This is a genomic window from Longimicrobium sp., from assembly GCA_036387335.1.
In the GTDB taxonomy this organism is placed as follows: domain Bacteria; phylum Gemmatimonadota; class Gemmatimonadetes; order Longimicrobiales; family Longimicrobiaceae; genus Longimicrobium.
In genome coordinates, this window is record DASVTZ010000206.1 from 1 (window position 1) to 13,877 (window position 13,877).

The following is a 13,877-nucleotide window of genomic DNA, read 5'->3' on the forward strand; positions in this document are numbered from 1 at the left end:
GGGCCCGGAGTCGCCTCCGGGCCCCGCCTCCTATCCTGCCCTGCCCTCCGCAGCGATTACATCTGGATGCTGCGGATGATCCGGCGGGCGGCGGCCGTCATCGCGTCGGCCTGGGCCTGCGTGAGGCGGTCGCTGCGGACCAGCGCGTTGACCTGGTTGACGAACGCCTGCAGCTGGTTCACGGCGGGAGTCTCGTCGCCGCGGGCCAGCGAGGCGTCGGCGGCGCGCAGCTTGGCCAGCAGGGCCTGCGCGTTGCCGCTGGTCAGGCTGCCGGCGCGCTCCAGCGTGGAGACCGCCGCCTGGAGCCCCTGCAGACCCTCCGCCGGGCTCTGCACTGTCACCGTCGCCGTCTGCGTGCCCACGCCGCCGTCGTTGTCGCGCACCGTCACCGTGACGGTGAACGTGCCCGCCGCGGAGTAGCTGTGCGAGAGGGCCAGGTTGCGCCCCGAGATGGCCAGCGCGTGCGTGCCGGTCCCGTCGCCGTAGTCCACCGTGGCGGTCCACTGGTCCGCGCCCGGATCGTCGAACGACGTGGACCCGGAGAACGTCTCACCCTGGAAGATCGTGCCACCGGCGAAGACGTGGACGCTCGGCGCCACGTTGCCCACCGTCACGGTGGCCGTCGCCTGGTCCGTCGCCCCGAAGGCGTCGGTCACCGTCACGGTGGCCGTGTAGCTGCCGTTGTCGGCGTACACGTGCGTCGGGTTGGCCCCGGTGCCCGTGGTGCCGTCGCCGAAGCTCCAGGAGTAGGTCAGCGCGTCGCCATCCGGATCCGACGACCCGGCGGCGTTGAACGAGATCACCGAGCCCTCGCTCCCCGCGTACCCGCTGCCGGCCGAGGCGGAGGGCGCGCCGTTCTGCACCACCACCTGCGCCGTCTTCGTGTCCGAGTCGCCGTCGTCGTCGCGCACCGTCACCGTGACGGTGTACGTGCCGAGCGTGGCGTAGCTGTGCGAGAGCGTGAACCCGCGGCCGCTGACGGCCACCGCCTGCACGCCGCTGCCGTCGCCGTAGTCGGCGGTCACGGTCCAGCTGTCGCTGCCCGGGTCCACGATGGTGCCGGCCGCCGTGTAGGCGACGTTGCGCGCCACCAGGCCGTCCGCGATCGCGCCGAGCGAAGGCGCCACGTTCACCACCGTCACCGAAGTGCTCGCCACGTCCTCGGCGCCCGACGGATCGCTCACCGTCACGCGGGCGATGTACGCGCCGTTGTCGGCGTAGACGTGCGACGGGTTCGCGCCGGTGCCCGTGGTGCCGTCACCGAACTCCCAGGCGTAGGTGAGCGCGTCGCCGTCCGGATCGGTGGAGCCGTTGGCGCTCAGGCTGATGGCCGAGCCCTCGGCGCCCAGGTACGGCCCGTCGACGTGCGCCACCGGGGCGCGCGTTCCGCTCTCAACCACCCGCTCGATGCGGTCCGGCAGCGCGGCCAGGATGTCGTAGCCGCTGATCGCCTCCACCGCGTCCACCGTCGTCTTGTACGTCTCCCACTGCACGTTGCGGATCCCCGCGTCGTTGGGCAGGATGGCGGCGATCACCTCCACGTCGTCGTAGCTGTCGACGTTCGCCAGGCCCTGGTCGCGGTTCATCACCACGGCCACCTTCCACACCTGCGCCGGGATCACGATGCGGCCCTCGTTCTTCAGCGTCCCCTTGCTGCCGGCGACGCCCGCGATCACGAACACTTCCTTGTTGTCGCGCCGGGCCAGGTCGCCCAGGTAGTTCTCCATCAGCGCCCACGGCCCCTGGTTGTTGTCGGCGGCCTGCGGGATGATGTTGCTGAAGTAGTACGTGTGCGCGTTGTCGAAGCTCCCGGCCGTGCGGTCGAACGAGCGGGCAAGGTGGCCGCGGTCGATGCCGTACCCGTGGAACGTGCCCGCGCCGGTGTACGCCGCCGTGGTGTAGCGCGGGAAGTCGGCCGGCAGAATGCCGTCGTAGGTGAAGCAGTCGCAGCGGTCCTCGGCGCCGAAGTGCGTGGCGTCGATGTTGTAGCTCACCCAGTTGGGGGTGTTGCGGTTCTTGTTGAACGACGAGGTGAACTGCGCGTAGCGAATGAGGTAGTCGTCGCTCGCGTCCGCGTCCGTCGGCTCGCCGAACTCGGTGTTGTGGCCGTACTGCGCCGTCTGGCTCGCCGTCGCCACGTGCATGGGCAGCGAATAGGTGGCCGTGGTGCCGTCCGTCGCCGTGGCGCGGAAGGTGGCCGTGCCCGCCGAGACCGCCGTGATCACGCCGTCCTGGTCCACCGTGGCGATCAGCGGGGTCTCGGAAGTCCACGCGAAGACGGTGGGGATGGTCGCGCCCGTGCCCGCGTCGCGCAGCGTGGCGAACAGCTGGTCCTGCATGCCGATCGGCAGCGCCGGGTCCGTGGTCGGGTGACGGCCGGTGAAGGTGATCCCCGTCTGCGGAAGGGGCGGCGTGGCCGGGTTGCAGGCGCCGAACGTGCTGGCGCTGGGCCCGTACCAGGTGCCGTTGCCGGCGCGCTGCAGCGAGCGGCCCGCGGCGGACGTGCCCGTCTCGGCGACGCCCACGTCGGTCGAGGTCATCCCGGCGGCCGGCCCGTTGGTGGCGGTGAAGCTACCCTCGTAGGAAAGGAACTCGACCACGGTGCCGCCGGCGTTCACCAGCGCGAAGCCGTCCTTGTCGCCGTTCTGCAGCCCCGCCGCCGGAAACGAGAGCACGCCGTGCGTGCCGCACGTGGAGGGGAGGGTGCCCGAAAGGACGATGGTGGAGTACGACTGACCCTGCGTGGCCGAACCGGTCGAGCCGCTGTAGAGCACCAGGCTCCACCCGGCGAGCGAGCCGCCGGCGTCGCCCTCGATCTCGACCGCCTCGCCCGTGTCCGTGCCGTCGTTGTCGTAGTGGAACTCGGAGATGCGCACGTTGCTCGCCGAGCCGCTGGCGGCGCTCACCGTGATGGTGGCGCTGCCGGACACGTTGTTCGGCGTGGTGGCGGTGATCGTCGCCGTACCCGGAGCGACGGCGGTGACGATGCCGGCCGAGCTGACCGTGGCGACCGCGGCGTTGCTGGTCGTCCAGGTGAACGTCGTGCCGGCGACCGGATTGCCGGAGTCGTCCTTGCCCGTCGCCACCAGCTCCTGCTGCGTGCCGACGGTGATTGCGGCGTCGGTCGGCGCGATGGTGACGGTCACCACCGGGCGCGCCGGCACCGCCTGGCAGGTCCGCGTGGCCGAAGCCGAGTTGCGCGGGGCGGCGGCAACCGCCACGAAATCCGCGGAGTTGACGTCCGTATCCGTGCAGCCGTCGGCCTTGCGGAGATTCGAGTTGGCGTTGCTCGGCGCCGGAGCGGCCCCGGAGCCCTCGAAGCAGTTCGCGGCGCCGCTGCCGATGAAGTCGATCACGCTGGGTCCGAGCGGGCAGCTGCCGGTGAGCGCGGTAATGCTGCTCACGAGCGCGACCTTGCTGCCGGTGGCGCCCATCGGAATGGTGCCGACCACGTTGGCCGCGGGAAGCGCCGTGGTGCCGCCGGTGCCCGCCGCTTCCTGCACCAGGAAGTAGCCGCCGGGGGCGATGGTGCCCGAGAGCGCCGTCACCTGCCAGCTGGTGCCCGTGGTGCTGGCGTACTGCACCGACCAGCCGGCCAGCGAGACCGGTGACGCGCTGGAGTTGAAGAGCTCGATGAAGTCGTTCTTGTAGACCGAGCCGCTGTTCCCGCCCCCTCCGTACACCTGGCTGATGACGACGCCGCCCGTCGAAGCGGTGGTGAGCCGCAGCTCGCCCGGCGTCGGGGCGAGCATGTTTCCATCAGAGCACGACACCAGCGTAGCAGCCAGCACCATCGCACCTGCGGCCCGAAGCAACTTCGTCAGCATGACAGCTCGCGGTAAGGGATTTCGGAGAGACTTCCGCGTGGGTGCGGAAGGAACGGCGGGACCTGCGGGAAAAAGCAACGGGTCGGTTCAGCCTGGAGGCCTCCCCGATCCGCGCGCACAACGATATACCGTTTCCCGCATACTGGCAACGAACAGATGTAACAATATGCTAACAAACGGGTTGTATGTCAATCGGACGGGGTTGCGGAGGGGGGCTGGGGCGCGAGTGCCACACTATTCCGATGCAACGGAGTACAACAGCGCCTCACACAGAGCCACAGAGGGGGGACGGCAAGAGGAACCGAAAGTAGTTCCTCCGCGGCTTGCGGTTTCTCTCTGTGACCTCTGTGTGACGCTTTTTCAATCGCCGCGGTACACGCACCCGGAGGTGCACGTCTCCCGCACCGCCACCTTGCTGAGGCCGGGCAGCGCGGGATGAAGGCGCGCCCAGATCTACCGCGCGAGGTTCTCGCTGGTGGGGTTCTCCAGCCCCTCGATGTCGTTGAGGTAATTGTGGTCCAGCACGTCGTACAGCGGGCGGAAGGCGCGCTTGAGCCCCGCGAAGTCCATCACCCACCCCGCGTGCGGATCCACCGGGCCGCTCACGTACAGCTTCACGCGGAAGGAGTGGCCGTGCAGCCGCGCGCACTTGTGCCCCTCCGGAACGTTGGGTAGCCGGTGCGCCGCCTCGAAGGTGAACTCCTTGAAGATCTCCATGCCGCCTCGCGCTCCAATACGAAAAAGGGCCCACCACGACGATGGACCCCGGCCCGATCCAGACCTTCGCCCGCGAATCTACACCGCGCCCCCGCCGCCCGTCCAGAGCGTCAGGAGCCTGCGGCCGCGGTCCCCGCCTAAGCGACGAGATGGTACGCGAGCAATCCGCCGATCCCCAGCAGCACGGCTCCGGGCACGACGAAGATCCGCGCATCTTCGGGTGTGACCCTCGCCATGCTCCGCAATCCCGCCTGCGGATGGACGAACGCGACCACGCTCTTCGCCACCTGCGCCCACCCCAGCAAGGTGAGCACGGCGGGGATTCCCACCCAAACGTTGTGGAATCCCACGATCAACGACCCGAACGACAGGCTCAAAAAGCCGTTCGCGAAGCTCCCCGCCGCGCCCTTTGCGCGTAGCCAAACGAAGAACTCCGCCCACGCGCGCGGCTGCACCACGTGCGACAGCCCGATCACGATGCAGTTGATCGCCGCGACGTACTCGATTGCGCGTTCCATGACTGCTCCATCCAAGACTGTGCGCTCGACGCAGTTCGCTAGTTTAGAAACATCGACACTATAATTTAGATCTATCTAAAAATCAACTCCAGGAAGGAGCTACGGCCGAGCAGCACGTCGCGAGGAAGCCACAGAGACACTGAGGTTTCGTTCAGTGCCTCTATGCAGTCTATTCTCGATTGTTCGTCGCCCGGTCCACCCGCGCCTACGCTCCCGTGGTCACCTCCTCGTACGCCACGCTGATCGGGTCGCGCGCGCCCGCCTGCCCAAACGGCCCCCACGCCTCGAAGCCGGGGAGCGCCGCGCGCATCGCCAGGATCTCCTCGCGCGAGCGCCCCGCCGCCACGTGCCGCTCCACGAACGCGAGCACCGCCTGCAGGTAGTCGCGGAACTGCAGCAGCTCGGCCCCGCTCCCGGTGACCGGCAGCCCTTCCTTGGCGTGGCCGAAGATGTAGATGGTGTCGCGCGCGTGCGAGTCCACAACCTCGCGCAGCAGCCGCGCCCAGTTGCGCATCGAGGCGCCGGCCGCGCGGTCCACCACGGGGTGGCGCCGGTGGAAGCCGAGATCGCCCACGTGCACCACGTTCGCGCGCTCGAAGGTGATGACTGCGTCGCCGCTCGTGTGCCCGCGCCCGTAGTGCCGCGCCACGATGCGCTCGTCGCCGACCGCGGTGGACCACGTGTGCGAAAAGATGGTGTCCGGGTAAAGCGGCGGTGGAGGGGCCGGCTGGGCTGGCGGCTGCTGCGCGGGCTGCGCCTGCTGCGGCGGCTGCGGCGGCTGCGGCGGCTGCGGGGCGCGCCGCATATGCTGGTCCGCCATCCCGTGCGCCACCACCCGCCGCGCCACACCGCGAAACACACCGTTGCCGCCCGTGTGGTCCCCGTGGTGATGCGTGTTGATCAGCACGTCCACGCCCCGGTTGCGCGACCGCTCCTGCAGCCCCGCCAGCAGCGCCCGCGCCTCCGCCGGGAACTGCGTGTCCACCACCGCGACGCCGCGCGGGTTCACGAGCCACCCCACGGTCCCTCCGCGCATCGTAAACGTGCCGACGTTGCGCCGAATCGGCGTGAACACCGGCTGCTGCGCCGCCTGCGCCAGCAGGCGAAACGGGTGCCCAGCGAAGGCGCCGAGCGTGACTGCGGAGGTGGCGAGGAAGTCGCGGCGGGTGAGAGACATCGAGCGCTCCTGTGTTGGCTGGGGTTCGCGGGCGTGACTGTGCGCACCCGCACGCTGCGCGCCGCTTCGTCTAACAAGAATCAGTTCCGCATTCACGACCCCAGCCGCGTGCCACAAAAAGCCCGCGGAGCGGCAAAGTGCCGTCCCGCGGGCTGTCCTGTGAAAATGGAGCGTATCGGGATCGAACCGATGACCTCCGCATTGCAAATGCGGCGCTCTCCCATCTGAGCTAACGCCCCCTACAGACCGAGAAAGATACATAGGTCCGCTTCAGTATTCAAGGCACGGCAGCCCGCTTCCGGCGCTACGGGGTATTCCGATTTATGGAACGGCGATCATACAACCTTCTTCCAGCGGGGCAGGTCAGATGTGGAGCGAATGGGGCCGTACCACCCGGTTCCTCAACAGTACCCGCATCGCCTTCGCACGCGAGCAGGCACTCTGGCACAACCTGGAGCTCGCGGACCGGTCCACGGCGCGGATCCACACCGTCAGCGGTCCGGCGCGCTACCGCGTGTCGCTCGACGATCACATCCGTGCGCTGGGGGACGAGCGGCTGCTCCACGGTGCAATTCTGATCTACAGCTACACGCTCGCGGAAAGCCAGGCGGCGGATTATCTCGGGCTCAGCACCCGCGACCTCGGCGGAATCGAAGACTGGGCGCAGCGGCTCCTGCGCACGATCGGGCGGACGTGGGGCGACGTGCTGGACGGCAAAGCGGGGCTCGTGGAGGTCGCGGTGGTCCGCAACGCACTGGCGCACGGCGTCCGGCGAATGGACCAGAGCGGGATCAACCGGATGGCGGCCGCGGGATCGACGTTCGGGTGGAGCGTGGGTGAGCCGGTGGATATCTCGTTCGACCAGCTTCGGCTGTACCGCGACCGGCTCCGCAGCCTGCTACGCCTCGCATTCCCCACGCCTCCCCGGTCACGCCGCATCACGTGAGATCGGAACCCCGCTGACGAGCCGGGCGCGGGTTGCCTCGAACGCCCGTTCGGTCCATCTTACGCGCAGCCAAAACGCACCATCCTGGACACGGAAATTCCGATGATCGAATCGCTTCTTTCCCGTACGATCGAAACGCTTCCGCCGGAGGTACGGCTGGAAGGGCGCATCCTCTTCCTAGTGGACGACCCCGAGCTGGTGCGCCGCCAGCTGGAGGGCGAGGACGTCGAGCTGACCGACGAGGTGCGCGCACTGCTGCGCGACAACATCTCGACCGACGAGATCACGCCGGCGTACATCTGCTACTACTTCGACGAGACGCTGGGCGAGTTCCCGTACCTGGGGCTCAAGGCCGGCGACCAGTTCCCCATCAAGCAGGGGAGCGTCAAGAAGGGCGGCTTCGTGGCCTCGGTCAGCGGGCGGCGGCGCGGCAAGGGGTCGTCGCGCGAGCAGAGCCCGTACGCGGAGATGATGGCCGGGATCAAGGTGGTGATCGCCGAGAACATCGAGCGCATCTACCGCGAGAACTGCCAGAACCTGGGCGTCCTCACCTCCACCAACTTCGAGCTGGTGGAGCGCATCCGCAGCGGCGAGACGATCCCGCTCACCGAGTTCACGGACGGGGCGGACGAAATCACGCGCGGGATCATCGAGCACGGCGGGCTCTTCAACTACAACGTGGCTCGTCTTCAGGGGAAGGTGAACACGCCGCCCATCTCCTGCCACCACGGGATGCCCGGCGACGCGCCCGCCCCCACCGACGCGGACGACGTGCGCGCCATGCGCGGGAGCGGCGAGGGGAACCTTCCCGGCCCCGGGCCGGACACCGGCGTGGACTACGCGGCGGCGCAGTTCGTGGCCACGTCGACGTCCAACGTGGAGTCGGACAAGCTGACGGCGCCCGAGGGGCACGCGCACGGCCGCCGGGCGCGCCCCATGACGATCGCGGAGAAGATCTTTGCGCGGCACTGGGTCAAGGACCTGGCGCGCGGCGAGATCGGCGTGGAGTGGGTGCAGCCGGGCGACTCGGGATTCGTGCAGACGGACATCCGCTTCAGCCACGAGTACGTGACGCCGATGTCGGCCATCTTCTTCGAGCAGCTGGTGGGGCCGGACGAGCGGGTGCTGGAGCCGGAGTCGATCCTCTTCTTCCGCGACCACCTGACCTTCCTCAAGGACGCCATGTCGCCGGAGCGCGTGCAGCTCGGGCTGCTGGACGTGGCGAACCAGCTCGAGGTGAAGCAGCGCGAGTTCGCGGAGAAGCAGGGGGTGCGGCTGTACGGCGAGCTGGGGCACGGGAAGCACGGCTCCGAGGCGATCTGCCACAGCAAGATCCTGGAGGCGTACGCGCTTCCCGGCCACGTCATCATCGGCTCGGACAGCCACACGCCGCACGCGGGGGCGGTGGGGTGCGTGGCGTTCGGCGTGGGGACGACGGCGATCTTCAACTCGTGGATCACCAAGGACGTGCGCGTCGAGGTGCCGAAGTCGTTCCGCGTCGTCGTGACGGGTGAGAAGCCTGAGAACGTGACGGCCAAGGACTTCATGCTGGAGATCCTGCGCCACCCGTACATCAAGGACGGGCACGCGATCGGCCAGATCATCGAGTACGCCGGGCCGGCCGTGGAGTCGCTCTCCGTGGACGAGCGCGCCACCATGACCAACATGGCGGCCGAGGTGGGCGCCTTCACCGGCCTCGTGGCGCCGGACGCCAAGACGGTGGAGTACCTGGTGCAGCAACGCGGGATGGATCGCGCCGAGGCCGAGGCGCTCTGCGAGGGGCTCTTCTCGGATGAGGGCGCGGAGTACGTGAAGACGATCGAGATCGACGCGTCGCGGCTCCGCCCCATGATCGCGCTTCCCGGCGACCCGGGGAACGGGATGTACGTAGAGGAGATGGCGGAGACGGTGCGCATCGACATCGCGTACGCGGGGAGCTGCACGGCCGGGAAGAAGGAGGACATGGACATGTACGCCCGCGTCCTGCGCGAGGCGCACGAGCGCGGCGAGCGCAAGCCGGACCACGTGCAGCTCTACATCCAGTGCGGCTCGCAGGAGGTGTACGCGTACTGCCAGGAGCAGGGGTACGACCGCGTCTTCGAGGCGGTGGGGGCCACCTTCATCGAGCCGTCGTGCGGCGCCTGCATCAACGCGGGCCCGGGCGTCAGCCGTAAGCCGACGGACGTGACGGTGAGCGCCATCAACCGCAACTTCCCCGGGCGCTCGGGGCCGGGGCAGCTCTACCTGGCCTCGCCCTACACCGTGGCGGCGTCGGCGATGGCGGGGTACATCACCGCCTACGAGCCGCTGGGCGAGCCCGCCGGCGTCTAGCCGCGGGAACCGCTCTTGCGATGCGGCCCCCGGCGCTTCGGTGCCGGGGGCCGCGTTCCTTGGGCACGCACCACACGACGCTTGTGCGGGAACCGGAGAGCCGGTATCTTCGGCCTTTGTTCGGAACCCGCCCTTTCCCCATCGCAGCCCGATGAATCCTAAGAGCGAAGCCCTGCGGCTGATCCAGAGCCTTCCCGACAACACGGATTGGGACGACATCCTGCGCGTGCTGGCCGGGCGCGCGGCCCGCGCGGGCGGCAGCGCATCGGCGGCCATGCGCGAGCTGCGCGCGGCGATGTCGCCCGAGAGCATGGCCGTACCGGCGGAGGGGGGCGAGCGCGGCGACGGCTGACCCGCGCGCGGCTCCCCGCCGCGGCCGCCCGAGCACCCTGCCCCACCGAGCGATCCCAACACGCCAGGAGAGTCCATGCCCGTCCAGACCGTACACGAGTTCGTCGCCGCCACCAGCCAGAAGGAGGACGCTCGTGGCAAGTTCGAGATGGAGAACCCGTACACGCTGGAGGTGAACCTCGACGGGCGCGTGTGGTGCAAGATGGGCGCGATGATCGGCTACGTGGGCGCCGTCAAGTTCACGCGGCAGGGGGCGCTGGAGCAGGGGCTGGGCAACCTGCTCAAGAAGATGGTTACCGGCGAGGGCGCCACGCTCATGAAGATGGAGGGCCGCGGCCGAGTGTACCTGGCCGAGGCCGGCAAGCGCATCCAGGTGCTGAACCTGGGCGCGGGCGAGACCATCTTCGTGAACGGCAACGACCTGCTGGCGCTGGAAGACGGGATGAGCTACGAGATCAAGATGATGCGGCGCGTGGCGGGGATGGCGTCCGGCGGGCTCTTCAACATCCGCGTCAGCGGGCCGGGGATGGTGGCGATCACGACGCACTACAACCCCATCACCCTGCGCGTGACGCCCGGCCAGCCCGTCTTCACCGACCCCAACGCCACCGTCGCCTGGTCCGGCGACCTGACGCCGGGCATCCACACCGACATCTCCTTCAAGACGCTGATCGGGCGCGGGAGCGGCGAGTCAATCCAGCTTCGTTTCGAGGGGAACGGCTGGGTGGTGCTGCAGCCGTTCGAGGAGGTCTACATGCAGGCCGATTCGAAGTAGCGCGTCCGGCTCCTGAAGGGCGGCCCGGCATCCGTTGCCGGGCCGCTTTTTCGTTGTATGGATACAGCTTACAAACCGCCAACGGCACACGCCCTGCCCTCCTCCGATGTCTCCAGCCGAGCGAATTCGCCACACGCACGAGCCAGGTGACCATGGGCCGACCCCGTAAGCGCAGCGCCGCCGCACCCAACCTGGACGCGCCGGAGACGATCCGCGACTTCTCCGCGCTCACCCCCGAGCAGCTCGCCCGCGCGGCCGAGCAGCTCCAGCGCGAGTTGGAGGCGCCGCAGACCATCGAGGCGCGCCGGCTGAAGTACGCGGCGCTCTGCCGGATCGAGCGAAAGCTGGGGAGCCGGCGTGCGCTGCGCCGCGTCTTCGTGCCGCCAGCCGCGCGGGCTCGCCCCGGGAGCCGCATCTGGACGGAGCCGCAGATCCGCCCCGCGGCCTACCCCACGCCCTCGCGCGCGCTCGACGGGTTCCTGAGCATGCTGGAGGGGTGGAAGCTGGACTGGACAAACGCCGCCGAGATCGAGCGCGTGGGCGTGCCGGAGTACTCCCCCGAGCGTGCGCTGGGCGTCCTGCTCCGCGCCTTCACCGCCGGCCAGATCGCGCGGGCGACCATCGACATCGCGCCCGAAGCATCCAGCCGCGAGCAGCTCGTCCTGCCGATCCGCGAAGCCGCTTGACACGGTTTCTCGGGAATACGTGTGCACGAAAAAAAGAGCCTCACGCGAAGGCGCAAAGGCGCAAAGAAAGTACTTCCAATACTTTCCTTCGCGTCTTCGCGCCTTTGCGTGAGCCTTTTTTCTGTGCCTCTGTGTCAGGCCGTGCCGTGCCCCGTGAGCTGGCGGCCGCCGATGACGTGGAGGTGCAGGTGCGGCACCGTCTGGCCGCCCTCGTCGCCGATGTTGATGACGACGCGGTAGCCGGTATCCGCGACGCCTGCCTGCTGCGCGACGCTGCGCGCGGCGAGGAGGAGGCGGCCGGCGAGCTCCAGGTCCGTGTCCGCGAGGTGGGCGACGGACTGGACGTGCTTGCGGGGGACCACCAGCACGTGCACCGGGGCCGCCGGGTGGATGTCCGGGAAGGCGACGACGTGCTCGTCCTGGTACACCAGCTTCGACGGGATCTCACCCGCGGCGATCTTGCAAAAGATGCAGTCGGTCATGGAGTTCTCGCGGAGGATGCGACCGGCACCAGGAGGGCGCTCCACCACTCGTCCTCCTCGTCGGTGGTCTGCATGCGGAAGCCGGCGGCCTCGGCGTCGCGCAGGACGTCGGCGTGCTCGCTGAGGAGGATGCCGCTCACGATCAGCCGCCCGTCGGGTCCACCGCCCAGCGCGTCGCGGAAGGCGGGGAGGAGCGGGCGGATGACGCCGCTCAGGATGTTGGCGAGCACCAGGTCGAAGCGGCCCAGCTCCGCCATCATCCCCGGCTCGGCGAGTGCCTCCACGATGCGGACGCGGCCGGCGGTGCCGTTCTGCTCGATGTTCTCCAGCGCGTTGATGTTGGCGTCGGGATCGTACTCCACCGCGACCGCCTCCGCCGCGCCGAGCCGCACCGCCGCGATGGCGAGGATGGCGGAGCCGGAGCCGACGTCCAGCACCCGGTCACCCTCGCGCACCACGCGGTCGAGCAGGCGGAGGCAGCCGCGCGTGGTGGCGTGCTCGCCGGTCCCGAACGCCATCTGCGGATCCACGTCGAGCACGATCTGGCCGGGGGCGGCGTCCCACTCCGTCCACGTCGGCTTCACCACCAGGCGCGGCGACAGGACGCGCGGGGCCAGCCCCTGCTTCCAGGTGCGGGCCCAGTCCTCGTTCTCCTGCCAGTGCCACAAGAGCTCGGGAGATGCGCCGTCCGGCAGCGCGTCCGCGAGAGCGGCGCGCGCCTGTTCGACGAGCGCGTCCGGGTCTTCGGGCGGCGCGAGGTAGGTGACGAGCGCGTCGGTCGTCTCCTGCACCGCCCCGGCGCCGAGCCCGACGAGCGCCTCGCCGGCCAGCGCGCGCAGATCGGGATCCTCCAGCCGCACCGACAGCACGAGCCAGCGGTCGGGAGCGCTCACGCGGCGAACACGTCCTTGACCCGGCTCCAGAAACCGGTCGGCCGGTCGCCGGTCGGCACGGGGCCCTCAAGCTCTGCGAGGCGGCGGAAGAGCTCCTCCTGCTCGGCGGAAAGCTCCGTCGGCGTCCACACGTGGATGCGGACGTGCTGGTCGCCTTTGGGGCCTCCGCCGAGCTGCGGAAGGCCCTTGCCGCGGAGCGTGAGCACGTCGCCGCTCTGGGTGCCGGCGGGGATGCGCACGCGCTCGTCGCCGTACACGGTGGGGACGTCCACCTCCTGCCCCAGCGCCGCGGCGCTGAAGGAGAGCGGGAGGTCGAAGACGAGGTCGGTGTCCTCGCGCTCGAAGCGCGGATCGTCCTCCACCTCGATCACCGCGATCACGTCGCCGCGCGGTCCGTTGCGCGGGCCCGCGTTCCCCTGGCCGCGCAGGGTCAGGTAGTTGTTGGTGCTGACGCCGGCCGGGATCTGGATCTCGAGCGTCTGCTCGCCGCGCTCGCGGCCGTCGCCCCCGCACTTCTTGCACGGGTTCTTGATGATCTGCCCCGCGCCCTGGCACTGCGGGCAGACGCTGGCGCTGACGAACTGGCCGAAAACGCTGCGCTGCACCCGGCGCACCTGCCCCGCCCCCTGGCACCCCGGGCAGGTGGTGGGACCGGACGGGTCTTCGGAGCCGGCGCCGCTGCACTTGGAGCAGGCGTCCAGCGCGCGGATCTTGACCGTCTTCTTGACCCCGCTGGCCACCTCGGGAAGGGTGACGGTCAGCTTGATCTGCAGGTCCTTGCCGCGCTGCGCCCCGCCGCGCCCGCGCCCCGCCCCGCCGCCGAAGAGGTCCTCCAGCCCGCCGAAGCCGCCGAAGTCGCGCATGAAGATGTTGAGCGCGTCCTCGAAGCCGAAGCCGCCGTACTGCTGCCCCCCGCCGCCGCCCGCGCGTCCCTTGACGCCCGCGTGGCCGAAGCGGTCGTAGGTGGAGCGCTTGTCGGCGTCGCGGAGCACCTCGTACGCTTCGGTGGCCTCCTTGAACTTCTCTTCCGCCTCCTTGTCCCCGCCGTTGCGGTCGGGGTGGTACTGGAGGGCGAGCTTGCGGTACGCCTTCTTGATTGCTTCGCCGTCCGCGGTACGCTCCACCGCAAGAATCTCGTAGTAGTCTCTCATCCCATTATCTGCGCAGCGGCTTT

Annotated in this window: 11 protein-coding genes, 1 tRNA gene and 1 pseudogene; 5 read left to right on the forward strand and 8 right to left on the reverse strand. The window is 69.5% G+C overall.

The features are described from left to right. Positions 1-56: 56 nt before the first annotated feature. The 5 genes and pseudogenes from VF647_20980 to VF647_21000 form a co-directional block, all read right to left on the reverse strand. Positions 57-3,827 carry a PKD domain-containing protein gene (locus VF647_20980; GenBank protein ID HEX8454568.1) on the reverse strand — a complete coding sequence of 1,257 codons (3,771 nt, stop codon included), beginning with the start codon at positions 3,825-3,827 and terminating at the stop codon, positions 57-59. Between the two features lie 360 nt (positions 3,828-4,187). Beyond that, positions 4,188-4,544 (reverse strand): annotated as a pseudogene (gene queD, locus VF647_20985) (6-carboxytetrahydropterin synthase QueD). A gap of 137 nt (positions 4,545-4,681) precedes the next feature. Beyond that, positions 4,682-5,062: a hypothetical protein gene (locus VF647_20990; GenBank protein ID HEX8454569.1), complete on the reverse strand. Its 381-nt coding sequence runs from the start codon at positions 5,060-5,062 to the stop codon at positions 4,682-4,684. Between the two features lie 205 nt (positions 5,063-5,267). Continuing rightward, positions 5,268-6,239 (reverse strand): MBL fold metallo-hydrolase, encoded by a 972-nt coding sequence (locus VF647_20995; GenBank protein ID HEX8454570.1) that lies wholly within the window; start codon positions 6,237-6,239, stop codon positions 5,268-5,270. 166 nt (positions 6,240-6,405) lie between these two features. Continuing rightward, positions 6,406-6,478: transfer RNA gene (locus VF647_21000), tRNA-Ala, on the reverse strand. 128 nt (positions 6,479-6,606) lie between these two features. Between VF647_21000 and VF647_21005 the strand changes: the two genes are divergently transcribed. The 5 genes from VF647_21005 (at position 6,607) to VF647_21025 (ending at position 11,328) form a co-directional block, all read left to right on the forward strand. Then, the gene (locus VF647_21005) at positions 6,607-7,185 is read left to right on the forward strand and encodes a hypothetical protein (protein HEX8454571.1); all 579 of its coding nucleotides are present in this window, start codon (positions 6,607-6,609) and stop codon (positions 7,183-7,185) included. A gap of 102 nt (positions 7,186-7,287) precedes the next feature. Continuing rightward, positions 7,288-9,516 (forward strand): aconitase family protein, encoded by a 2,229-nt coding sequence (locus VF647_21010; protein ID HEX8454572.1) that lies wholly within the window; start codon positions 7,288-7,290, stop codon positions 9,514-9,516. Between the two features lie 151 nt (positions 9,517-9,667). Continuing rightward, positions 9,668-9,868 (forward strand): hypothetical protein, encoded by a 201-nt coding sequence (locus tag VF647_21015; protein ID HEX8454573.1) that lies wholly within the window; start codon positions 9,668-9,670, stop codon positions 9,866-9,868. Between the two features lie 75 nt (positions 9,869-9,943). Then, a complete protein-coding gene (locus tag VF647_21020; protein ID HEX8454574.1) occupies positions 9,944-10,642 on the forward strand; it encodes an AIM24 family protein in 699 nt (232 codons plus the stop codon). A gap of 152 nt (positions 10,643-10,794) precedes the next feature. Continuing rightward, complete coding sequence (locus tag VF647_21025; GenBank protein ID HEX8454575.1) at positions 10,795-11,328, forward strand: hypothetical protein; 534 nt, start codon at positions 10,795-10,797, stop codon at positions 11,326-11,328. A 134-nt stretch (positions 11,329-11,462) separates the two neighbouring features. On the opposite strand, the gene VF647_21030 is transcribed toward VF647_21025, so the two are convergent. Genes VF647_21030 through dnaJ form a run of 3 tightly spaced genes read right to left on the reverse strand, consistent with a single transcriptional unit; the run spans position 11,463 to position 13,854 of the window. Further along, complete coding sequence (locus VF647_21030; GenBank protein HEX8454576.1) at positions 11,463-11,810, reverse strand: histidine triad nucleotide-binding protein; 348 nt, start codon at positions 11,808-11,810, stop codon at positions 11,463-11,465. Then, complete coding sequence (locus VF647_21035) at positions 11,807-12,703, reverse strand: 50S ribosomal protein L11 methyltransferase (protein HEX8454577.1); 897 nt, start codon at positions 12,701-12,703, stop codon at positions 11,807-11,809. Before VF647_21035 ends, VF647_21030 begins: the two co-directional genes overlap by 4 nt. Further along, the gene (gene dnaJ / locus VF647_21040; GenBank protein HEX8454578.1) at positions 12,700-13,854 is read right to left on the reverse strand and encodes a molecular chaperone DnaJ; all 1,155 of its coding nucleotides are present in this window, start codon (positions 13,852-13,854) and stop codon (positions 12,700-12,702) included. Before dnaJ ends, VF647_21035 begins: the two co-directional genes overlap by 4 nt. Positions 13,855-13,877 lie beyond the last annotated feature (23 nt).

Excerpts from the sequence above, each read along its gene's own strand:
- VF647_20980 (HEX8454568.1), bottom strand. The coding sequence starts at position 3,827 with ATGCTGACGAAGTTGCTTCGGGCCGCAGGTGCGATGGTGCTGGCTGCT.
- VF647_20990 (HEX8454569.1), bottom strand. The coding sequence starts at position 5,062 with ATGGAACGCGCAATCGAGTACGTCGCGGCGATCAACTGCATCGTGATC.
- VF647_20995 (HEX8454570.1), bottom strand. The coding sequence starts at position 6,239 with ATGTCTCTCACCCGCCGCGACTTCCTCGCCACCTCCGCAGTCACGCTC.
- VF647_21005 (HEX8454571.1), top strand. The coding sequence starts at position 6,607 with ATGTGGAGCGAATGGGGCCGTACCACCCGGTTCCTCAACAGTACCCGC.
- VF647_21010 (HEX8454572.1), top strand. The coding sequence starts at position 7,288 with ATGATCGAATCGCTTCTTTCCCGTACGATCGAAACGCTTCCGCCGGAG.
- VF647_21015 (HEX8454573.1), top strand. The coding sequence starts at position 9,668 with ATGAATCCTAAGAGCGAAGCCCTGCGGCTGATCCAGAGCCTTCCCGAC.
- VF647_21020 (HEX8454574.1), top strand. The coding sequence starts at position 9,944 with ATGCCCGTCCAGACCGTACACGAGTTCGTCGCCGCCACCAGCCAGAAG.
- VF647_21025 (HEX8454575.1), top strand. The coding sequence starts at position 10,795 with ATGGGCCGACCCCGTAAGCGCAGCGCCGCCGCACCCAACCTGGACGCG.
- VF647_21030 (HEX8454576.1), bottom strand. The coding sequence starts at position 11,810 with ATGACCGACTGCATCTTTTGCAAGATCGCCGCGGGTGAGATCCCGTCG.
- dnaJ (HEX8454578.1), bottom strand. The coding sequence starts at position 13,854 with ATGAGAGACTACTACGAGATTCTTGCGGTGGAGCGTACCGCGGACGGC.